General features: G+C 61.8%; 21 protein-coding genes. 14 read left to right on the forward strand and 7 right to left on the reverse strand.

What is annotated here, in order from left to right; all coding sequences use genetic code 11:
* Positions 1–9: 9 nt before the first annotated feature.
* Positions 10–522: a mechanosensitive ion channel domain-containing protein gene (locus AB5Y83_RS08750; RefSeq protein ID WP_005335914.1), complete on the reverse strand. Its 513-nt coding sequence runs from the start codon at positions 520–522 to the stop codon at positions 10–12.
* A 13-nt stretch (positions 523–535) separates the two neighbouring features.
* Positions 536–1501, reverse strand: a complete 966-nt coding sequence (zntB, locus tag AB5Y83_RS08755; protein WP_005341467.1) for a zinc transporter ZntB — start codon at positions 1499–1501, stop codon at positions 536–538.
* 140 nt (positions 1502–1641) lie between these two features.
* Between zntB and AB5Y83_RS08760 the strand changes: the two genes are divergently transcribed.
* Positions 1642–2091 (forward strand): YaiI/YqxD family protein, encoded by a 450-nt coding sequence (locus AB5Y83_RS08760; RefSeq protein WP_005335916.1) that lies wholly within the window; start codon positions 1642–1644, stop codon positions 2089–2091.
* A gap of 125 nt (positions 2092–2216) precedes the next feature.
* A complete protein-coding gene (locus AB5Y83_RS08765; RefSeq protein ID WP_064341727.1) occupies positions 2217–2717 on the forward strand; it encodes a metal-dependent hydrolase in 501 nt (166 codons plus the stop codon).
* Between the two features lie 64 nt (positions 2718–2781).
* On the opposite strand, the gene AB5Y83_RS08770 is transcribed toward AB5Y83_RS08765, so the two are convergent.
* Positions 2782–3987 (reverse strand): NupC/NupG family nucleoside CNT transporter, encoded by a 1206-nt coding sequence (locus AB5Y83_RS08770; RefSeq protein WP_005363118.1) that lies wholly within the window; start codon positions 3985–3987, stop codon positions 2782–2784.
* A 542-nt stretch (positions 3988–4529) separates the two neighbouring features.
* Between AB5Y83_RS08770 and dbpA the strand changes: the two genes are divergently transcribed.
* On the forward strand, positions 4530–5909 hold the full coding sequence (gene dbpA, locus AB5Y83_RS08775; protein ID WP_128834241.1) for an ATP-dependent RNA helicase DbpA: 1380 nt from the start codon (positions 4530–4532) through the stop codon (positions 5907–5909).
* An 89-nt stretch (positions 5910–5998) separates the two neighbouring features.
* Positions 5999–6289, forward strand: a complete 291-nt coding sequence (locus AB5Y83_RS08780; RefSeq protein ID WP_058059358.1) for a YkgJ family cysteine cluster protein — start codon at positions 5999–6001, stop codon at positions 6287–6289.
* A 27-nt stretch (positions 6290–6316) separates the two neighbouring features.
* Here the strand turns inward: AB5Y83_RS08780 and AB5Y83_RS08785 are convergent, their stop codons facing one another.
* On the reverse strand, positions 6317–6724 hold the full coding sequence (locus AB5Y83_RS08785; RefSeq protein ID WP_064339341.1) for a hypothetical protein: 408 nt from the start codon (positions 6722–6724) through the stop codon (positions 6317–6319).
* A 268-nt stretch (positions 6725–6992) separates the two neighbouring features.
* On the opposite strand from AB5Y83_RS08785, the gene AB5Y83_RS08790 reads away from it, so the two are divergent.
* Entirely contained in the window at positions 6993–8387 is a 1395-nt protein-coding gene (locus AB5Y83_RS08790) for a PepSY-associated TM helix domain-containing protein (RefSeq protein WP_368175030.1), read from the forward strand.
* 73 nt (positions 8388–8460) lie between these two features.
* On the opposite strand, the gene AB5Y83_RS08795 is transcribed toward AB5Y83_RS08790, so the two are convergent.
* Positions 8461–9366 (reverse strand): 1,4-dihydroxy-2-naphthoate polyprenyltransferase, encoded by a 906-nt coding sequence (locus AB5Y83_RS08795; protein WP_005363134.1) that lies wholly within the window; start codon positions 9364–9366, stop codon positions 8461–8463.
* Positions 9367–9574: 208 nt separating this feature from the next.
* On the opposite strand from AB5Y83_RS08795, the gene AB5Y83_RS08800 reads away from it, so the two are divergent.
* The 9 genes from AB5Y83_RS08800 (at position 9575) to AB5Y83_RS08840 (ending at position 20877) form a co-directional block, all read left to right on the forward strand.
* Complete coding sequence (locus tag AB5Y83_RS08800) at positions 9575–10897, forward strand: isochorismate synthase MenF (protein ID WP_368175031.1); 1323 nt, start codon at positions 9575–9577, stop codon at positions 10895–10897.
* 32 nt (positions 10898–10929) lie between these two features.
* On the forward strand, positions 10930–12687 hold the full coding sequence (gene menD, locus AB5Y83_RS08805) for a 2-succinyl-5-enolpyruvyl-6-hydroxy-3-cyclohexene-1-carboxylic-acid synthase (RefSeq protein WP_368175032.1): 1758 nt from the start codon (positions 10930–10932) through the stop codon (positions 12685–12687).
* Entirely contained in the window at positions 12647–13444 is a 798-nt protein-coding gene (menH, locus tag AB5Y83_RS08810) for a 2-succinyl-6-hydroxy-2,4-cyclohexadiene-1-carboxylate synthase (RefSeq protein WP_368175033.1), read from the forward strand. Before menD ends, menH begins: the two co-directional genes overlap by 41 nt.
* A complete protein-coding gene (locus AB5Y83_RS08815; RefSeq protein ID WP_265114016.1) occupies positions 13437–13562 on the forward strand; it encodes a hypothetical protein in 126 nt (41 codons plus the stop codon). Before menH ends, AB5Y83_RS08815 begins: the two co-directional genes overlap by 8 nt.
* Before the next feature lie 4 nt (positions 13563–13566).
* Entirely contained in the window at positions 13567–14415 is an 849-nt protein-coding gene (menB, locus tag AB5Y83_RS08820) for a 1,4-dihydroxy-2-naphthoyl-CoA synthase (RefSeq protein WP_268844056.1), read from the forward strand.
* Positions 14415–15344, forward strand: a complete 930-nt coding sequence (menC, locus tag AB5Y83_RS08825) for an o-succinylbenzoate synthase (RefSeq protein ID WP_199416205.1) — start codon at positions 14415–14417, stop codon at positions 15342–15344. Before menB ends, menC begins: the two co-directional genes overlap by 1 nt.
* The gene (menE, locus tag AB5Y83_RS08830) at positions 15337–16764 is read left to right on the forward strand and encodes an o-succinylbenzoate--CoA ligase (RefSeq protein WP_368175048.1); all 1428 of its coding nucleotides are present in this window, start codon (positions 15337–15339) and stop codon (positions 16762–16764) included. Before menC ends, menE begins: the two co-directional genes overlap by 8 nt.
* A gap of 218 nt (positions 16765–16982) precedes the next feature.
* Positions 16983–19742, forward strand: a complete 2760-nt coding sequence (locus AB5Y83_RS08835) for a collagenase (protein ID WP_368175034.1) — start codon at positions 16983–16985, stop codon at positions 19740–19742.
* Between the two features lie 187 nt (positions 19743–19929).
* Positions 19930–20877, forward strand: coding sequence for a vancomycin high temperature exclusion protein (locus AB5Y83_RS08840; protein ID WP_236354921.1), 948 nt, complete (start codon positions 19930–19932; stop codon positions 20875–20877).
* 83 nt (positions 20878–20960) lie between these two features.
* Here the strand turns inward: AB5Y83_RS08840 and AB5Y83_RS08845 are convergent, their stop codons facing one another.
* Both AB5Y83_RS08845 and AB5Y83_RS08850 read right to left on the reverse strand, forming a co-directional pair.
* Positions 20961–21575 (reverse strand): superoxide dismutase, encoded by a 615-nt coding sequence (locus AB5Y83_RS08845; protein WP_058059387.1) that lies wholly within the window; start codon positions 21573–21575, stop codon positions 20961–20963.
* A gap of 17 nt (positions 21576–21592) precedes the next feature.
* A complete protein-coding gene (locus tag AB5Y83_RS08850; protein ID WP_005354955.1) occupies positions 21593–22072 on the reverse strand; it encodes a hypothetical protein in 480 nt (159 codons plus the stop codon).
* Between the last annotated feature and the right edge of the window lie 68 nt (positions 22073–22140).

The following is a 22140-nucleotide window of genomic DNA, read 5'->3' on the forward strand; positions in this document are numbered from 1 at the left end:
GGTTGCTTTCTATTCCGGTTGCAGTGGTTCCACCACCTTGCCCTCCAGCTTTCTGACCGGCTTTTGCAGGATCAGGTTGGCCGGATAGGTGACCAGATCGCCGTTGTCATCACGCACCCGCACATAGAAGAGGCCGATCTCGGTGATGACGCCGGTGACCGAATCATCCTTGTCGAGGATGCGGATCCGGTCGCCAATCTTGTAGGGGAAGGCGAAGAAGATGGTGATGCTGGCGGTGATGTTGGAGAGGATCGACCACTGGGCCACCATGGCGACCCCCAATACTGCAAAGAAGGAGGAGGCGAGCACCACCAGTCGGGAGAAGTCGAGCCCCCACACCCCGGCCAGCACCAGCAGGGTGGCGCAGCCGAGCAGGAAGTGGAACACATGGGCCACGTAGAGCACCCGGTTCTCGCTCACCTGCCTGCTCTGGCCGAGCGCCAGCAGACTCTTGTGAATAAGCCGCCGGATCAGGGTATGCCCCAGCAACAGCAGCAGGGTCAGGCCAATTGATTGCCACATGGGTTATGCCTCCTTACCACCAGCGCCGATGTTTGAGCCAGATAGCCAGCCCGCTTGCCAGCGCCACCAGCGAACCACAGAAGACCCAGAAGGCGGTCGGATTCTCGGCCCCGGGGATACCACCGAGGTTGATGCCAAACAGACCGGTCAGGAAGCTGGCGGGCAAAAAGAGCAGCGCCATCACCGACATCTGGTAGGCGCGGCGGTTGGTCGCCTCCGCCATCAGATTGTTGATCTCGTCTGCCAGCACAGCGGTGCGCGCTACTCCGGCATCGAGGTCGTCGAGCCAGCGCCGCAGCCGATCGGCGATATCGAGCAGACGACGGCGGTCATCCTCATCCAGCCAGCTGATCTTCTCGTTGGCCAGCCGCGCCACCAGATCCCGCTGGGGGGAGAGGTAACGACGGATCATGATGAGCTGCTTACGGATCAGCGCCAAGCGGCCATTGGCGGGCATGTCGCGCATCAGCACCATCTCCTCCAGATCGAGGATCTTGTCGTGCAGCTCCTCGACAAACTCCCCCGCCCGATCGGTCAGGGCATCGCAGATCTCCACCAGCCAGTCGGCCGGGGTATCGGCGCCGCCCCCCAGCTTGAGCTGGTTGAAGACATCCTGCTCGGAGAGCAGCGGACGACGACGGCTGCTGATAATGAGATCCGGGGTGATGAAGATGCGCAGCGCCACCATCTCTTCGGGCCTGTGATCCTTGTTGTGGTTGATGCCGCGCAGGATCAGCAGCACCGTCTCCCCCATCCGCACCAGCTTGGGACGATTGCTCTGGCCGAGCAGCGACTCCCTGGCCGCCTCGCTGAGCAAGGGGGTCTGCAACAGCCAGCGCGCCGAATCGGGATTGCCGTAATCCAGATGCAGCCAGCCGGGATGCGCCGCCGGGACTTCGCTTCCCGCCGTCAGCGGCGCCATGCCACCCTTGCCATCCAGGGTCAGGGCATAAATCACTTCACCGGGCACCCGATCCATCTCGTCTCCTTCTCGTTTCATGTGCTGGCCCCAGCTTACACCAAAGGCGGGGCCGACTCAGCCCCGTGCCTGGAAGGGGAGGCTTGTGTTAACATGGCCGCTCTCGTTTTCTATCCGCTTTCACTACAGGAAACCATGCCATGCCCATCTGGGTTGATGCCGATGCCTGTCCCATTCCGGTCAAGGAGATCCTCTACCGCGCCGCCCACCGCGCCCAGGTCGTCACCACCCTGGTGGCCAATCAGGGATTGCGGGTGCCTCCCTCGCCTTTCATCAAAACCCAGCAGGTGGAGAAGGGATTCGATGTGGCAGATCATGTCATCGCTCAGCAGGTTCAGCCCGGCGATCTGGTGATCACCGGTGACATCCCCCTCGCCTCCTGGGTGATCGATGCCGGCGGCGAGGCGCTCAATCCTCGCGGCGAGATCTACACCCGCGAGACCATCAAGGCGCGGCTCGGCATGCGCAACTTTATGGAAGAGCTGCGCTCGGCCGGCGTGCAGACCGGCGGCCCGGCCCCCTTCAATGCCGCCGACAAACAGCGCTTCGCCAACGCCCTCGACAAGTGGCTGGTCAAAGGCAAGCTATAAAGAGACCCTAAAGGCGCCCAACATGGGCGCTTTTTCGCCGTAACATCCTGATTTTTAAAATAAGAGCTGACCACAACCGTCAGGCTGGTAAGATGCGCCGCCATCTTGTCCACGCCGTAATCATCATGACCGCCCAAGGGCACCTGCTCTTTTCCGTTACTTGCACCCTGATCGCCCACAAACTGCAGCTCACTCCGGCACTGGCCGATGCCAGCCTGTGGCAGACCATCCCTGCCGCGCTGGCCAGCGCCCTGTTGCCCGACCTCGACCACCCCAAATCGGTGCTGGGGCAGCGCCTGCCGTGGATCTCGAAACCTCTGTCGCGACTGTTCGGCCATCGCGGCTTCACCCACAGTCTGCTGGCGGTCGCCGCCGCTGTCTGGGGGCTAAACCAGAGCCTGCCGCCGGGCACCCTGCCCATGGGGGTCAAGGATGCGCTGATCGTCGGCTACCTCAGCCATCTGCTGGGGGACTGGCTCACCCCGGCGGGCATTCCGCTCTTCTGGCCCATCAAACGCCGTTACCGCCTGCCGGGCTGGCCGCTGCGCAGTGGCGGCGCCATCGAAACCGGCTTTTGCACCCTCACCCTGCTGGTTGCCGGCTGGTGGTGCGGCTGGCAGCTGTAAGCCAGAAACAAAAAAGCCCCTGACAAAGTCAGGGGCTCAAACCGTGGCGGGAGCCGCCAGAGGATCAGATCATAATGCCTGCGATAACAGCAGAGAGCAGGCTGACCAGGGTAGAACCGTAGACCAGCTTCAGACCGAAGCGGGAAACCATGTTGCCCTTCTCTTCGTTCAGCGCTTTTACCGCACCGGCGATGATGCCGATGGAGCTGAAGTTGGCGAAAGAGACCATGAAGATGGAGAGGATGCCGACGGTACGCGGAGAGAGCTCGGCAGCCACCTTGCCCAGATCCATCATCGCCACGAACTCGTTGGTCACCAGCTTGGTCGCCATAATGGAGCCCGCTTGCAGCGCTTCACCACTCGGGATACCCAGGATCCAGGCGATCGGGTAGAAGAGGTAACCCATGACGAACTGGAAGTTCACGCCAAATGCCATCTCGAACAGGTAGTTGATCAGGGCAATCAGCGCGATGAAGCCCACCAGCATGGCACCCACGATAACGGCAACGGTGAAACCGGCCATGATGTACTCACCCAGCATCTCGAAGAAGTTCTCTTTCTTCGGCGTGTGGTGCTCGTCACCTTCGGCAATGGCCTTGATGTCGGTCACGGAGTTATCCGGCTCGTAGGGGTTAATCAGCGACAGCACCACGAAGGTACTGAACATGTTGAGCACCAGCGCGGCAACCACGTAGCGCGGCTCGATCAGCTGCATGTAGGCACCGACGATGGACATGGATACAGTGGACATGGCAGTCGCAGCCAGGGTGTACATCTGCTTCTCGTTCAGGTGCGGCAGGATGTTCTTGAGGGCGATGAAGTTCTCGGACTGGCCGACGATCATCGAGCTGATGGCGTTGAAAGATTCCAGCTTGCCCATGCCGTTGATCTTGGCCAGCACGGTACCGATACCGCGGATCACCAGCGGCAGCAGACGGATGTACTGCAGAATACCGATCAGCACGGAGATGAAAACGATGGGCATCAGCACCATCAGGAAGAAGGAGAAGGCCCCTTCGTTGACCAAGCCACCGAACACGAAGTCGGTACCCTGTTTGGCAAACTCCATCAACTTGGTGAAGCCGGCCGCGAAACCACCCACCACCGCCAGACCCACTTCCGAGTTCAGCATGAACCAGGCCAGCGCCAGTTCGACCACCAGCAGTTGGCCGATATAACGCAGTTTGATCTGTTTCCAGTTGTGGCGGTTAGCCAGCAGAGAGAGAGCGAGGACCATCACCAGTCCGAGCACAAAGTGAACGTATTCCATACCTGTAGCACCTGAGTAAATTGTAATTTTTGACCGGCGCCATCATAGACATTTGCACATTTAAAAATCAGATAGCCATCACAATCCCGCGCAATATTATGGAGGCAGGATAATACAAACGTTTTTAAATTAATTGTGCAATGAACTGATATTAATCGCGCAACATGGAAATATAAATTCCTTTAAAAACATCGCACTGGGTAAGGTTGGCGCCGTTTTCATGTTCTTTGAAAATATTTCATCAGCATTTTTGCAACATTCCCTATGGCGCAATAACTACTCGTGGAATATTTTCCAGCCATTATATTAAAACACTGAAAATAGAAAACGTTTATCCGCAATAAATAATTAGATGAGTGTTTGAAAAATAGTCCTTATCGCATTGTCGGTGCTCGTCCGCGATCGGTTTGGCAACAAATGAACCTTTCATGGCCCCTCGTGGCCAGCCGTTCAAAAATCCGCCACATCCGGCGCCACATTCTGGTATGATGCGCGGCCTTAGCGCTCGCGCATCCCCGTTTTCTCCGAAATAGAGTCCTTTTGTGAACAACAGCGAATTTAGCAGCCTCAATCTCTCCCCCGCCCTGCAAGAGAACCTCACCAGCCTGGGTTACCTGCAGATGACCCCGATCCAGGCCCAGAGCCTGCCCCTGGTGCTCGATGGCAAAGACCTGATTGCCAAGGCAAAAACCGGCAGCGGCAAGACCGCCGCCTTCGGCCTCGGCCTGCTGGCCAAGCTCAACGTCAACCGCCTCGAAGTGCAGGCGCTGGTACTCTGCCCGACCCGCGAACTGGCGGATCAGGTGGCCACCGAGATCCGCCGTCTGGCGCGCGCCCTGCCCAACGTCAAGCTGGTCACCCTGTGCGGCGGCACCCCGACCGCACCGCAGTCCGCCACCCTGAGCTTTGGTGCCCACATCGCCGTCGGCACCCCGGGTCGTATTCTCAAGCATCTGGAGCAAGGCACGCTGGAGCTCTCCGGCCTCAAGACGCTGGTGCTGGACGAAGCGGATCGCATGCTGGACATGGGCTTTGGCGAAGATATCAACCGGGTCATCAGCTATGCCCCCGAGCGCCGCCAGACCCTGCTCTTCTCCGCGACCTATCCGGAAGGGATCGCCCAGATGAGCCGAGGCGTGCAGCGCAATCCGGTCGAGGTGAGCGTGGAGTCCCTGCACGAGGGGAGCGCCATCGAACAGAAGCTCTACGAAGTGCCTGCCGGTCAGCGCCTCGACGCCCTCACCTGGCTGCTGAGCCACTACCAGCCCAGCTCCTGCGTGGTGTTCTGCAACACCAAGCGCGCCTGTAACGACGTGGCCGACCATCTGGCCGCCAAGGGCTTCTCGGCGCTGGCGCTGAACGGCGATCTGGAACAGCGCGAGCGGGATCAGGTGCTGGTGCGCTTTGCCAACGGCAGCGCCACCATTCTGGTGGCCACCGATGTGGCGGCCCGCGGCCTCGACATCAAGGAACTGGGCGCCGTCATCAACTACGAGCTCACCTATGATCCCGAAGTGCACGTGCACCGCATCGGCCGTACCGGTCGTGCCGGCCAGCAGGGTCTGGCCCTGAGTCTCTATCAGCCGAACGAGGCCCAGCGCGTCAACTTTATCGAAGAGTACCAGCAGGCCCCGATGCCGCTGGGTGATCTCGACAGCATCGGCCGTGACATCAAGCCGATCGCGCCGCAGATGGTGACCCTCTCCATCGATGCAGGCCGCAAGACCAAGGTGCGGGCCGGTGACATTCTGGGTGCCCTGACCGGTGAAGGCGGCATTGCCGGCGCCGACGTCGGCAAGATCCAGATCTCCGAACAGTACTCCTACGTCGCGGTGAAGCGCAGCGTGGCGAGCGCCGCCCTCAAGCGGTTGCAGGAAGGCAAGATCAAGGGTCGCAGCTACCGCGCCCGCAAACTGGGCTAAGGTTTTTTGCAAACCGTTAGCCAGACCACAGGCGCCTGACAGGCGCCTGTTTCATATCTCCGATGCCGCCATGCGGCAAGACAGGCACCATGACCCAAGCAATCCAAACCGATGTGAGCTGCCAGAACTGCGAAGCCTGCTGCTGCCGCCTCGAAGTGATGCTCTTTACCGATACCGGCGTGCCGGACCGTTATGTACTGGAACGGGAAGGCGAGATACCGGTCATGCGCCGGCTGGACGATGGCTGGTGCGCCGCCCTCGACCGCAACACCATGATGTGCCGTATCTACGAGGTGCGGCCGCTGATCTGCCGCGAATTCGAAATGGGTGAACCAGACTGCGTTGACGAGCGGGATAAGTGGTTTATCAAGCTGGAGTGAAGCCCGTCCACGCGGGGAGCGGGGTGGTCAAGCGCTCGCAGGTTCACAGGGAGCTGTGTTGAGCTGCTCCCCCAGCCACTGGATGGCCGCTGCCTCCTGCTCGAAGTAACGTACCGCCCGAAAGGGCAATCCCTTGAAAATGTTATCCGCCAGATAGCGCTTGAAGCCCCCCACGAAGACCACCGCCAGAAACTGACAGCCACTCTCGGCACACCAGCCAAACTGGCGACGAAAACGGGCCAGCACCTCGGGCCCGGCCGCTTCAAACTCGGTCGCGACCTCGACAATCCCCCAGGGGCCATCCATCAATCCGACCAGTTCGTGACGAAAACGCGCCTCATAGGCCATGGCACCTGCCAGATTAAAGGGGCCACTCGGGCGGCAGATCAGCATCTGGCCCCTGCGCTCCATGTCGAATTGCCCATGTGGCTGCATGACTGCTCCCATTCCGTTACCACCACCATCGCCTGCAAATTGTTACCACAAGGTAATAATTTATAAGGAAAAGTCCAGCAGCAAACAGGCTTTCCCCAAAGCGTGGTCATCCTATCCAGCAAACCGTCGGCACCTCATGTTACCGACATCCCGCACCGAACCGATCTCAAGATGTGTGATTGCAGTTAACGAAACGTTACTGCTATTATCCGCGCCGCCACAAACATTCCACCAGCAGAAAGGTTTAGCACCTCAACAAGGATGTGCAATGAAAAACAGGGACTCGAGTCATTACCAACGGATCTGGCGCTGGCACTTCTACGCCGGTCTCTTTGTCGCCCCTTTCCTGATCCTGCTGTCACTGACCGGGATCGTCTATCTGTTCAAACCCCAGCTCGACAACCTGATGTACCCCGAGCTGATAAAGGTCGCCCCCGCCAGCCAGACCCTGAGTGCCGACCAGTTGCTGGCCAAGGCGATGATGACCATGCCCGGTGCCAGCCTGCGTAAGTACCTGCCGCCTGCCGCTCCCGACCTGAGCGCCCAGTTCATCGTCAATCAGGGGGATCGCGAGCTGACTCTGTTTATGGATCCCGCCAGCGGCGCCCTGCTCGGCACCATGGACAACAAGTGGAATTTGCAAGCGGTGGCTCGCTCCCTGCACGCCGACCTGCTGCTCGGCACCACGGGGGACCGGCTGATCGAACTGGCGGCAGGCTGGGGGCTGGTACTGCTCATCAGCGGCCTCTACCTCTGGTGGCCACGCAAGGGGCCCGGGGTGGGCGGCATCCTCTGGCCCAGAGTGAGCCAGCGCGGACGCCTCTGGTGGCGGGATCTGCACGCCGTGGTCGGCTTCTGGGGCGCCGGTTTCCTGCTGCTGTTGCTGTTGAGCGGCATGACCTGGACCGGTTTCTGGGGCGATCAGTTTGCTGCGGTCTGGAACCGCTTCCCCGCCGCCATGTGGAACGAGGTGCCCAAATCGGCACCGCTGGCCCGCACCCTGAATCAGGCTCACGAGCAGACCGTCCCCTGGGCGGTGGAGAATACCCCCATGCCCAGCTCGCAGCCGATCGATGAAGCGCACGATCACGGCGCCATGAACCACGGCGAGCACGAGGGAGTGGTGATGGCCAGCCAGCGGATCCCGCTGCAACAGGTGGTCGAGATCGCCCATGAGCGGGGAGTCCAACCGGGTTACAGCATCACCCCGCCGGTCGGCGCCACCGGCGTCTACACCATCGCCCTGTTTGCCGACGATCCACGCAACGATGCCACCCTGCATATCGATCAATACAGCGGCAAGGTGCTGGCCGATGTGCGCTGGCAGGATTACGGCCTGGTCGCCAAGACGGTGGAGAGCGGCGTCATGCTGCACATGGGCAAGCTCTACGGCTGGCCCCATCAGCTGGCCATGCTGCTTATCTGCCTGATGGTGCTGGCCAGCGCCGTGAGTGGTCTGTGGATCTGGTGGTGCCGTCGTCCGCAGGGCCGTCTCGCCGCGCCGCCGCTGCCTGCAAAACTCCCGCCGATGCGCGGTGCCATCGCCCTGCTCATTTTGCTGGGGATCGCCTTCCCGCTGGTCGGCGCCTCCATGGTCGCCATCTGGCTGCTGGATACCCTGCTCTTCTCCCGCCGCACGCTCAAGGTGGCGCGCGCCAGCTAAACCGGCCAAAACCAAAAAGGGCTCCCATCTCGGGAGCCCTTTTCATTGTTCGCCTTGGCGTTTGCGCCCCCCGTCAGGATAGCGCCAACCCGATGGAGAGCAGCAGGCTGAACAGAAAGGCGCTGATGGCGGTCTTCTTGAGGGAACCGGTCAGCACCTCGCCATCGTAGCTTTCGCGAAGAGTCTTGGCCGCATCGCTGAGAGGCTTCATGGCGGGCAGGAAGATCCACGGCCAGAAACTGGCGGGCTGGATCAGGATAAAGGCGATGGTGGCCAGCAGCGCCGCCCCCAGCAACACCCAGTGATAGGCGATGGCGCGGTTGCGGCCAAGGCGCACCGCCAGGGTGATCTTGCCGCTGGCGGCGTCGGTCTCGATATCGCGCACATTGTTGATATTGAGCACGGCTGTGGCCAGCAGGCCACAAGCGGTGGCGGGCAGCAGCAGATCCCACTCCAGCGTCTTGGTGAAGAGGTAGTAGGAGCCGAGCACCCCGAGCAGGCCGAAGAATAAGAACACCGAGATATCGCCAAACCCGCGATAGCCGTAGGGAGTCTTGCCGACCGTGTAGGTCACCGCCGCAACAATGGCCGCACCACCCAGCACTACAAATGCCAAAATCTGCAGCCACTGGCCGCCGAAGGCGCAGCCGAGCAGCAGCAGGCCACTGGCCACCGCCGCCAGCGCGGTCAGCCCCATCGCCACACACATCTGCTTTTTGGTGATAAGACCGGAGACCACCGCCCGCTGCGGGCCGATCCGCTCGCCGTTGTCGGCGCCGGAGACCGCATCGCCGTAGTCGTTGGCCAGATTGGAGAGGATCTGCAGCAAGATGGCGGTCAGCAGGGAGAGCGCCATGATGGTGCCATCGAAGGCACCACGACTGGCAGCCAGCCCCGAGCCCAGCAGGATGGAAGAGCAGGCGAGCGGCAATGTTCGCAAACGCGCCGCCAGCAACCAAACAGAGAAGGTATTTGTCATTTTGTGATGGCCAAACAATCGGATATTGATCGTGTTAAGGGTTATCGAACCGGATTTGGGTATACTTGGCCCCGGAGAGTGAAGCTCCCGCGGGCGATTTACATGGACGAATGGGCAGATAATATATAGGAAATCATCGCCCTTTGGCATAAACCTACGGCATCCAGCTACCGGATCGCTCGTTATTACCCGGCTCAGAAAAGAATCCATGTTGGCTCAGACCCATATCAAGCAACAACTGGACGCCCTGCGTCACAGCAACGTCAGCGGCTTCGTACGGTTGCGAGTGGCGATCGAAATCCGCTCCTTTCTGGGCTGGCTCTCGGCGCAAACCCTCTATCCCCGCATCTACTGGCAGGCCCGTGGAGAAGCTCGTCCCGAGTATGTCGCGCTGGGCGCCATCCATGAACTGACCGAACCGCACGCCATCAAGCAGGTGTGCACTAACACAGCCAACCAGCATCATGACGACAGCCCTCGCTACTATGGCGGACTGGCGTTCGATCCTGCCCAGTCCGGCTGGCAAGGGTTTGGCCCCTGCCGTTTCGTGCTGCCCCGCATCGAGCTGGTGCGCCGTGGCGAGTGCGTCAGTCTCTGCCTCAACCTCTGGCTGGATGAAAACAATCTCGAGGCCGAACTGCAGGCAGCCGAAGCCGCCCTCGATGCCCTGCACCCGGAAGCCCCGCTGCCCGCCCTGCAAAAGCAGCCCTGGCAGCGACAGGATTGCCCCGGCCACGCCCAGTGGCAGACACTGGTGGAGCGCGTCACCGCCCCCGATTTTCAGGCGCACACTCCCAAGGTGGTGCTATCGCGGGAGAGCGTGCTGACCAGTCCGAACCATGACGCGGATATCAATCCCTGGGCCATGCTCGACCAGTGGGCCCGCCATGCCCAGGACTGCTTCCACTTCGGTTTTCAATTCTCCCCCGAGCAGGCCTTTATCGCCTGCTCTCCCGAGCGGCTCTACCGCCGGGAAGATCGCCACCTCTTTACCGAGGCGCTGGCGGGCACCATTCGCCGCTCCGGCGATGAAGAGGTGGATGCCCAACTGGCCGCCGAACTGCTGGCCGACAGCAAGAACCGGCTGGAGAACCGGCTGGTACATGCCGACATCCTCAGCCGTCTGGCGCCACTGACCCACGATGCCACCCTGACCGAGCCGCGCATTCTCAAACTGCGGCTGCTGCAGCATCTCAAGTGCGATATCGAAGCCAAGCTCAAGCCCGGCGTCTGCGACTGGCAGCTGCTCGACGCCCTCCACCCGACGCCGGCAGTGGGCGGCGCTCCGCGCGAGGCAGCGCTCGCCTTTATCCGCGAGTTCGAGCCCTACGATCGGGGCTGGTACGCCGGTGCCTGCGGCATGCTGAGCCGAGAGACGTCCGAGTTCTCGGTCGCCATTCGCAGCGCCCGCATTCAGCCGGGCAGCGTCACCCTGTTTGCCGGTGCCGGCATTGTCGCCGGTTCCGAGCCTGTCGCCGAGTGGGCCGAACTCGACAACAAGATCGCCAATGTGCTCTCCCTGCTGGGATAGTCACTCACCCTTTTCACGCTACGAGAGCCCCTATGCCCACCCGTAAAGAGCCTGCCAGCGAAGAGTTTGCCTGCCCCCCGTTTTCGAGCCAGCACGCCACCTTCAACCACGTCTGGTCCTCCCTCTTGCTGGAGGAGCTCTTTCGCCTCGGGGTGCGCGACATCGCGCTGGCCCCCGGCTCCCGCTCCGCGCCGCTGACCATGGCCGCCGCGGCCCATCAGGGCTTTCGTCGTCACTTGCACTTTGACGAGCGCGGTCTCGGCTTTATGGCGCTGGGGCTGGCCAAGGGGAGCAACCGGCCGGTGGCGGTGATCATGACGTCGGGTACCGCGGTAGCCAACCTCTGGCCCGCCGTGGCAGAGGCCCAGCTCACCGGCGTGCCGCTGATTATTCTCTCCGCCGATCGCCCTCACGAGCTAATCGACAACGGCGCCAATCAGGCGATCGACCAGCAGGGGATCTTCGGCCGCTACCCCGTCTATCAGCAGAACCTGCCGAGCCCCACCCCGACCATTCCGGCGGCGTTTGTGCTGAGCTCGGTGGATCAGGCGCTGGCCAAACAGGCGCTCACCCCCGGGGTAGTGCACTTCAACTGCATGTACCCCGAGCCCCTCTACCCGGGCGAGCACTATCAGGATTTCTCCGACTATCTGGCCCCCCTCGGTGACTGGCTCGGCTCGCGCAAGCCATGGAGCCCGTGGCAGCAAAACGAGCCGAGCTGCCCACCTCAGGCGGAGTGGGAACCCTTTCGCCAACAGCGCGGCATTATTGTCGCCGGCAGGATCACTGACCCCGAACAGGCACAGGTGGTCGCCGAACTGGCAGAGCAACTCGGCTGGCCGCTGCTGGCGGACCTGCAGAGCCAGATCCGCTTCGATAGTCGCAACCTCATCCACATGGATCTGGCGCTCAACGACCCTGAATTCGTCGCCGAGCTCGGCCGCGCCGAGGTGCTGCTGCAATTTGGCGCGCGGCTTGTCTCCAAGCGGCTTGGCCAATTCATCAAACAGCATTCATGGCAGGATTACTGGCTGGTGGATCCGCAACCGGCGCGGCTGGATCCCGACTACCGGCTGCGCAACCGGCTGCTCTGCAGTGCCAGCGCCTTTACTGCGGCCCATCCGGTCACCACACAAGCCCCTTGGCACACATTGGCCAAGCTGCAACACAACGCCAGCCAGCAGATCACCGCGGCCTGCGAGCACTTCTCCGAGCTCGGAGTCTGCCATCGCCTCAACCGCCTGATCGAAGGACAGCTGTTTGTCGGCAACAGCATGCCAGCCCGACTGATGGATATGCTCGGCGAAACGGGCAAGGGGCCGAGCCGGGTGATGACCAACCGCGGCGCCTCCGGCATCGATGGTCTGATCGCCACCGCCTACGGGTTTGCCCAATCAATCGAGCAGGACAGTGATGAGCCCACCACCCTGCTGCTTGGGGATCTCAGCGCCCTGCACGATCTCAATAGCCTCGCCCTGCTCAGCAAGGCGAGTCGACCGCTGGTGGTGATCCTGCTCAACAACGATGGCGGCAGCATCTTTCGTATGTTGCCGGTGCCCACCGAAGGGGAGCTGCTGGAGAGCTACTACCGGCTGCCCCACGGCCTCAGTTTTGAACATGCTGCCGCCATGTTTGGTCTCGCCTATCGGGCGCCGACCACCCTGGCCGAGTTCGAACGCGATTACCGCGCCGCCCTCCAACATGGCGTTACCTTGATCGAGATCCGGGTACCGAGCGAGCAGGTAGCCGATGATCTCAAGGCGCTGGGGGCCGCCATCCGTGGCAAATAAAGATGTCAATGTGCCGCTGGTGCTACTGCACGGCCTGCTGGGGGATAGCGGCGACTGGCAACCGGTGATCGACCGGCTGCCCGCCATCCGCTGCATTGCCCTCGACCTGCCGGGCCACGGCCAGCATAGCGCTCTCAACGTCAGCGACTTTGAGCAGAGCCACCAGTGGCTGGTCGCCGAGCTGGCCAGCCGCAACATTGAACGCTATCTGCTGGCGGGTTATTCGCTGGGTGGGCGACTGGCCCTCTACCACGCCAGCCGCGAGCCCACCGGGCTGCGGGGGCTGCTGCTGGAGAACTGCAACCCGGGGTTACCGGCCTGTGAACGGGCCACCCGCATCCAGCACGATGAACAGTGGGCGCGGCGCTTTGAGCAGGAACCACTGGCTGACGTGCTGGCAGACTGGTACCGGCAAGGGGTGTTTGCCGATCTTGACGATGCGGCCCGGGCCAGCCAGATCGCCCGCCGCCTTGGCAACGACAGTCAGGGCATCGCCACCATGCTGCGCGCCACCTCGCTAGGCAAGCAGCCGGATCTCGCCCCCTGGCTCATGGCGAGCCAGCTGCCGGTCACCTGGGTGAGTGGCAAGCGGGATCACAAATTCCATCAGCTGGCTTGCCAGCTGGCGAACCAGGATCGCAGAATCAACCACTTGGTGCTGGATGGCGGCCATAATCTGCACGCCCATCAGCCTGATAACTTTGCCCGACTCATCGCGGAGTGGGTCAACCAACAAGAAGAGACGAGTCATGATTGAAGCAATGACGGAAGCTGAACTGTATGCACCTGTTCAACATGCCGGGATTGCTCAACTCCGTGTTCAACTCGGTGCTCAACTGCACTCTCCCAGATCAGAAGGAAAAAACCATGATTGAAGCAATGACGGAAGCGGAACTGTACGCTCCGGTTGAGTGGCAGGATTGCTCCGCCGATTACGAGGACATCCTCTATCACAAGTCCAACGATGGCATTGCCAAGATCACCATCAACCGTCCCCAGGTGCGCAACGCCTTCCGCCCCCGCACCGTCAAAGAGATGCTGCAGGCGCTGGCCGATGCCCGTTATGACGATCAGATCGGCACCATCATCCTGACCGGTTTTGGCGAGAAAGCCTTCTGCGCCGGTGGCGACCAGAAGATCCGTGGCGACTACGGTGGATACCGTGATGACGAGGGGACTCACCACCTCAACGTGCTCGACTTCCAGCGCGACATCCGCACCTGCCCGAAACCTGTGGTTGCCATGGTGGCCGGTTACGCAGTCGGTGGCGGCCACGTGCTGCACATGATGTGTGACCTGACCATCGCCGCCGACAACGCCCAGTTTGGCCAGACCGGCCCGAAAGTGGGCTCCTTCGACGGCGGTTGGGGCGCCTCTTACATGGCTCGTATCGTCGGCCAGAAGAAAGCCCGCGAAATCTGGTTCCTCTGCCGCATGTACGATGCCCAGCAAGCCCTCGACATGGGTCTGGTCAACACTGTCGTGCCGCTGGCGGAACTGGAGCGCGAAACCGTGCGCTGGTGCCGCGAAATGCTGCAAAACAGCCCGATGGCGCTGCGCTGCCTGAAAGCGGCGCTCAACGCTGACTGTGATGGTCAGGCGGGCTTGCAGGAGCTGGCGGGCAATGCCACCATGCTGTTCTACATGACCGAAGAGGGTCAGGAAGGCCGCAACGCCTTCAACGAAAAGCGTCGCCCCGACTTCTCCAAATACAAGCGGAACCCCTGATGACACTCGCCCTGTATCGCTATCAACTGCCTTTTACCCAGCCCCTGACCTTTCACGGCAAGGTGGAGGTGGCGCGAGAGGGGCTGTTGGTGCGCATCAACGACGGCTGGGGGGAAATTGCCCCCCTGCCCGGCTTCTCGAAAGAGAGCCTGCAACAGGCAGAGGCAGAAGCTCTTGCCACGCTGGCAGCACTGGCCGCCGGCGACACCCCGAACCCCGTGCTGCCGTCGGTGCAATTTGGCCTCGACTGCGCGCGCCGGACATGGCCCGAGCAGCGCAACCCGCTGCCGGAGCCCTATCCCCTCATTCAAGGCTCCCCCCAGGAGCTGCTGCGCAACTGGAAAGAGTGGCTGCACCGCACGCCCGGCAAGGCCAAGCTGAAAGTGGCACGCTACCCGATGCGTGACGAGCTGGCGCTGATCCGCCTGCTGTGCGACCGCATCCCCTCCCTCAAGCTGGTGCTGGATGCCAACCAGGGCTGGACTCGCGAGGAGGCGTGGACCTTCTGCGGCCACCTCGACCCGAATCGCATCGAGTATCTGGAAGACCCTTGCGCCGACTTTGCCGACATCGCCTTTGTCGCCAACCGCACCGGCATGCCGGTGGCGCTGGACGAACTGCTGGCACAAGGCAAGCCGTGGGAGCCGATCCCGCAACTGCGCGCGCTGGTGCTCAAGCCTACCCTGCTCGGTTCACTCGCCAACTGCGAAGCGCTGATCGCCCGCGCCCGCGAACTGCGGCTCAAGCTGATCATCTCCTCCTGCTTCGAATCGGATCTGGGCCTGAACCAGCTCTTTCATCTGGCGGGCGAATGGGCTCCCGAGCAGGCGCCGGGTCTGGATACCCGCCGCTGGATGGCGGGCAATCTGCTGGGGGAAGATGGCAAACCGGATCTTAGCCGACTGGAGCAACTGTATTACCGTGATTGACCCCTCCCGCTCATCCGAACAGACACCGTGCCCGGTACGCCACCGGGCAATCACAGCCCCGAACCGCATTGCCATCCACACCGCCTCGCCCCTCAATTATCGCCAGCTCGATGCCCGCCTCAACAGCCTGTGCCAACAGCTGGAACAAGCCGGAGTGCATCGTGGTGCTCATCTGGCGGCGGTGGTGCGCGGTGCGCTGGAAGATGTGCTGCTGGCATGGGCCTGCGTGCGCAGCGGCGTGGTGTTCTGCCCACTCAATCCCGCCTTTCCTCTCGAAAAACAGCGCGAGCTGGCGGTACAACTCGATGCCGATGCCTTCTGGTCGGCAGGGGAGATCCCGGCAGACAACTGGCAGCCCTTGCAGCTCGACTTCACGCGCGAACTGCCGGCAAGCGAGGAAGCGTGGCCGCTGGAATCGACCCAGCTCAACAACATGATCCTCACCTCCGGCTCCAGCGGTACGCCGAAAGCGGTGGCGCACCGGCTCTGCAACCACCTTGCCTCGGCACGCGGCTCTGCCACCCTCATTCCCCTTGATGAGGCCTGCGGCTGGCTGCTCTCCCTGCCGCTGTTCCATGTGGGCGGCTACGCCATCCTGTTTCGGGTCTTTCTGGCGGGTGCAACTCTGGTACTGGATCAACGTGAACGCTCCCTCAAGGAGCGGCTGGAGTGCCAGCCCATCACTCACCTCTCGTTGGTGCCAACCCAGCTCTGGCGCCTGCTGGCAGAGGGTTTTGCTCCCGCCCGTACCCGCCTGCGCGAGCTGCTGCTCGGTGGCGCCGCCATCCCACAGCCGCTGGTGAGCCGCCTCTGCGCCATGGGGCTCGAACCCAAGGTGAGTTATGGTCTCTCCGAGATGGGGAGCCAGGTCTGCACCGCTATCCCCGGCGATGCAGGTGTAGTTGGCAAACCGCTACCGGGACGGGAAGTGTGCATCCGGGAGCAGGAGATCTGCGTGCGCGGCGCCACCCTGTTTGCCGGTTACTACCGAGATGGCGAGCTGGAACTGCCCCTCGATGACGAAGGCTGGTTTCATACCCGCGACAAGGGGAGGTTCACTGCGGCAGGGGAACTGCTGGTAGAGGGACGGCTCGATAACCTCTTTATCTCGGGCGGGGAGAATATCCAGCCAGAAACCATAGAGCAGCGACTGGTAGATCATCCCGCTGTCGCCCAGGCGCTGGTGGTGCCGGTGCCGAGCGACGAGTGGGGGCAACGCCCCGCCGCCTTTATCGACTGGCACGGCGAGCCAGTTCCCGACTCCGAACTGGCAGCCTGGATCCGCAGCGCCTTGCCCGGCTTTATGGTGCCCGACCACTGGCTCCCCTGGCCCGATCTTGGCGGCAATCTCAAACCCTCCCGCCAACTGCTGGGCAAGGTAGCCCGACAACAAACCTCTCGGGCACGACAAGCTGAATGAGATCGGACTCACAATTTACTGATCTTCTTTGAAAACAAAAAAGAAACATGTGAGTCCTTACTGCGGCGCCAACCCACGATAATTCGATCAGACTCAAAAAGTCACCATCTTATTGATTTATCTGATTTTTAATTGGCAATTGATATCCCTTTGGAACTGTTTAAATTACCTTGCGATTACTCGCAAGACAATACACAAACAAGAACAAAGGGATAAAAATGAACCGTTCAGGTACCGGGTGGCTGCTGCTGGCAGGCCCCCTGCTTTTGGCTACATCCTCGGCGCAAGCCAACTACTCCCCCAATGACTGGCGACAGTATCAGCTGACTGGCGAATCGAGCCGGCAACTGGCCGCTCGCATCACCGAGATCACTTACGAGCTCAAGGCGCGCAGCAGCAACGCCCCCTATCAGCAGCTCAGGGTCTACCGTCGCTTCGACTGGCAGAGCAGCGATCTCGCTGCACTGGCCGAACAGCAGTGTGGCGAGCCGCAGCTCAAGGTAGATGCGGGCTGGCAGATCCGCTTCGTGCGCTGTGAAGATCGGATTCCAGCGGGCAAGCTCATTCCCGCCAGCAGTTATGACTTTGGTTATGGCCTCAAGCAGGGTCGCTGGGAGCAACTGGCGGGCACGCCGACCGCCCAGCGGCAGGATCGTCTGCCACTGCCACAAGCCATCATCCTGGGTCAGAGCGAAAGGGAGCTGGATCGCTGCGAACTCAACGCACAAGGCCGCTGCGCAGAGTCGGAGTGGCACTATCAGCCGCAGGATTGGCAGCAGTTGCAGGTACTTGAAGAGACCCCGAGTGAGCGGGATGGCCGGTTGGAGCAGATCTTCTTCCGCCTGCAGCCGGTGGCAGGCAGTCAGGCTGCCGCTCAGGTCAGCGAGATCCATGTCTGGCGCCGCTATCAGTGGCAGCTGGATCAGCTCACGCCTCAGCAGGAGTGTGATGAGCCGCAGGAGCGCAAGGAGGGGAGCAACACCATCCGCTATCGCATCTGCCGTCAGGTGATCCCCGCTGGCAGCGAGGTTCAAGTAACGTTGCAAGATAGCGGCTACCAATACCCGGTCGCCGGCGGCGAGTGGCAACCCCTGCCAGAGAGCAAAGAGTGGCAGGAGAGCCGGGTGCTCAATCGCCCCATCGTGCTGGCCAGCAAGGAGGAGCTGCTGGAGTGTCGCCGCGCCAACGGTCGTCTCTGCTCCGAGCCAGAGCAACCCGATGTGGCTCTGCTCGACAGCGATGCAGCCAAACTGGTAGCCGACGTGAGCGGCCAGAACAGTCCTGCCTGGCAGGCGGATTACGGCCACGATGACGCCAAGCTGATGGCGGTGGTGCGCGGCATGCGTGCTCTGCTGGCGGCCAACCAGCCGACCCATCCGGCAATGGACAAGCTGCTCTACTATGTGCGCGCCCACAACTACCACGGCGGCGTTGGCAAAGAGAGTGATCAGGTCGCCCGGGCACTGGCCGGGGTAATGATTGATCTGCTCAACCATCCCCTGCTGCTGGGAGCTGAACCACAGGAGCAGGCTGGCACAGTGCTGGAAGCCTGGAGCGTGGCAGCGCAGGGACAACTTGGCCAAGCCGCCTTCCGCCAGAGTGCCGCCCCCATGCTGGCCCAACTCAACCAGGCGCTCGGCTATGCGGTGCAACATGCGGCACAGATCAATGGCCACAAACCCTGGGCCGATGGCCTGTTCGAGCTGCTCAATCTGGTCGATCAGAGCGCCTCTTACGGTCAGCAGGCAGACTTCAGCGCAGCTGTGCTGCAACAGGAGGCGGCATTGCGCCAGAGCCTGCTGCAACTGGGCCTGAGCGAGCTGGCCCTCTGGAAACAGCGCGATGGCTCACGGGATCTGTTTATCTTCAACAACATCCTCGATGCCCACAGCCGCCTCTACCAGATGATGCGCTACCTCCATCACACCAGCCCGGATAAGGCGATTGCCTATCGCCAACAGCTGGATCGCGATGTCATCGCCATCATGCGCCAGCAGGGGCTGATCCCGGGTGGACAGCATCCGGCTGCCATGCTGGAAGAGGTCTCCCTGACCCTCTCCAGCTACTACCTCACCTACACGGATCGCACCAGCGAAGCCTGTGTCAGCGGCGAGTTCGCCGGGCTTTGTACCCCGATCCGCATGGAAGATATTCTGCCGTTCGAGCACACCTGCTCACCCACCCTGCGTCTGCGCGCCCAGGATCTGACTCAGGCTCAGGCCGAAGGGATCTGCCGCGAGCTGGGTGATGAAGAGCAGCGCTTCCACCAGCAAATGGAGACAGGCTGGCAACCGGTGGCCGATGATCACAACGAGGCGCTGGAGCTGGTGATCTTCAACTCCTCCGCCGACTGGGGCCGCTACGGCAGCGCGCTGTTTGGTGTCTCCACCGACAATGGCGGCATCTATATCGAGGGGGATCCGGCTCGCCCCGGCAATCAGGCCCGCTTCTTCGCCTATGAGGCGGAGTGGAAACGCCCCGCCTTCCAGGTGTGGAACCTGCGCCACGAGTACGTTCACTATCTGGATGGTCGCTTCAACCAGTACGGCAGCTTCGGACACTATCCGCTCAACCGCACTACCTGGTGGGCCGAGGGGATTGCAGAGTACATCGCCCACGGTCAGTGCTTTGCCCGAGGTCTGGATAACGTGGCAAACCGCCCCGCCAACCAGCGCCCGACACTGGCGGCGATCCTCCACCTTGACTACGACCAGGGTGGCGAGATGGTCTACTCCTGGTCCTATACCGTGCACCGTTTCCTCAACGACACCGGTCGCGGCGCCAGCTGGCTGGCGCTGGCACAGGCGCTGCGCAATCCGGATCGACAGCAGGCGATGAGCGACTTCGAAGGGGAGCTGGACCGGCTGATCGCCAACGACAGCGACGCCTATCAGGCGTGGCTCGCCCGGGATCTGCTGCCCTGGTGGCAAGCAAACAAGGAGTCAGACGCCTGTAAGGGTAACGACTCCGCCCACTGATAAACCTTCACCTACCAGAGGGGCTGCCATTGCAGCCCCTCTCTTTATCCTCCCGCTCTCCCGGCCTCTGCTGCGACAACCTCTGCCCGAATGAGGCGCCCACCCGTTATCAAGCCTGACGCCAGCGGCCGAGTTGTAATAGAATGCCGATAGCCACTCCCAACTTCAGACCCTGACCGCACCGCGCATGAAGAAGTTTGCCAAGATCCTCCTCGCCTGCCTCGTTTTGCTGCTGGCACTGATTGCCATGCTGCTGGGCTACAGCGAGTGGATCGTCTCGGATGCCCGTCACTACACCTACGATCAGGTGGACAAGGTGCCCTACAACCGGGTTGCGGTGGTGCTGGGTACCTCCAAATATCTCTCCGGTGGCGGCCCCAACCACTACTTCAAATACCGCATCAAGGCGGCGGCCGAGCTCTACAACAATGCCAAGGTGGACTTCATCATCGTCTCCGGTGACAACGCCACCGTGCAGTACAACGAGCCACGCCAGATGCGCCGCGCCCTGATCAAGGCGGGTATCCCCGCCTCCGCCATCTATATGGATTTCGCCGGATTCCGCACCCTCGACTCAGTGGTTCGTGCCAAGGAGGTGTTCGGCCAGGAGCGCTTTACCGTGGTCTCCCAGGGCTTTCACAACGAGCGGGCCATTTTCATCGCCCGCCATTTCGGTATCGATGCGGTCGGCTTCAATGCCGAGGATCCCAGCGCCTATCAGGGGATCCGCACCCGGGTGCGGGAAGTCTTTGCCCGCCTGATGGGGCTGCTCGACCTCTATGTACTGGACAAGGGACCCAAGTTCCTCGGCGCACCGGTCCCCATCGGCCTGCCTGTGCCTTGCCAGTCACTGAGCACCATCGGCAGCCTGCAACCCTGCCTCAAACAGCCCAAACCTGCGGCGGATGAGGCCAAGCCAGCGGCAGTCTCTGCCGCTATTGCCACCGAGTCAGCCACTCCATCAGCCTCGGCCATGACGGAACCAGTCACTCCTGCTGCATCCGCAGCGGCAACGACTGAGCCGGTCACTCCCGCCAAATCCGCGGCAGAAACCGCCGCCGAGATGCCCAGCGCGGCCTTGCCCACAATGCCGATGACCCCTTCAGCCGCCAGCTCCAGCACAGCCGCACCATAAACAGATGACCCGCCAACTGGCGGGTCTTGTTATTACAGCGCAGGTTGTGACGGTGAGCCTGCACACCCATACCCAGCGACAGGTCAGCCTCGCGCCGCCTGATAGCGGCGGGCCACTTCGGCCCAATCCACCACCTGATAGAAGGCAGCGATATAGTCAGGACGCTTGTTCTGGTACTTGAGATAGTAGGCGTGCTCCCACACATCCAGCCCCAGGATCGGGGTATGGCCATGCATCAGGGGACTATCCTGATTGGCACTGCTCTCCACCTGCAATCTGCCCGCCTTGTCCACCACCAGCCAGGCCCAGCCGCTGCCAAAGCGGCTCAGGGCAGCCTGAGTGAAAGCCTGCTTGAAGGCATCGAATCCCCCCAATTCCCGCTCGATGGCCAGAGCCAGTTCACCACCCGGCTCACCGCCCCCCTGCGGGCTCATCACCAGCCAGAACAGGGAGTGGTTGGCATGGCCGCCGCCATGGTTGCGTACTGCCCCCTGCAAGGTGGCAGGCAGAGTATCGAAGCGGCGCAGCAGAGCCTCTACCGGCATTGCGGCTAGCTCTGGCGCCCCTTCCAGCGCGGCGTTGAGGTTGTTGATATAGGTCTGGTGATGACGGCTGTGGTGGATCTCCATGGTCAGTGCATCGATATGGGGTTCCAGTGCGTCGTAGGCATAGTTCAGGGCTGGCAGGGTATGGCTCATGATGACCTCTGTTCGGATTAATGGAGCCGGGATGAGGGCTCGCTCTGACACAGGCAGTGACCGAGCGAACGCATGATCCCGGCGTGGCTGCCGTGGCGCTGTACGAACGTCAGCAACTCGGCACGGGTTGTGCGGGTATGGCGCAAAGCAGCCTCTCGCAGGCGAGAGGAGCAAGCGGGGGAGTGACAGGTCGCCAGCAGGCAGTCGTGCACATAGCAGAGCAGGTCGGCGGCGCGATCGGGCAGAGTCATGGCCACCAGCAGATCCGCCAGATTGTGGTGAGCCACAACCAGCGCCGCCACCGCCTCATCGGCGTCATGCCACTGCACCAATTGCTGACGAGCCAGCCAGAGCGCCTGCTGATAATGAGCTAGCGCCTGATGATACTCGCCGCAGTCAAACAGCCGGTTGCCCTCTCGGGTCTGCTGTTTCCAGTGACTCATGCTGCTGCCACCTTCGGTCGACTCGACCCACCCCTTCACCCAGGTTGCTGTCATATGCTTCACACCAACAAATGATAATAATTATCATTACATGAATCATATCCGGGAGACAAGGGGCGTCG

Source organism: Aeromonas sp. R5-4, from assembly GCF_040908215.1.
Classification (GTDB): domain Bacteria; phylum Pseudomonadota; class Gammaproteobacteria; order Enterobacterales; family Aeromonadaceae; genus Aeromonas; species Aeromonas veronii.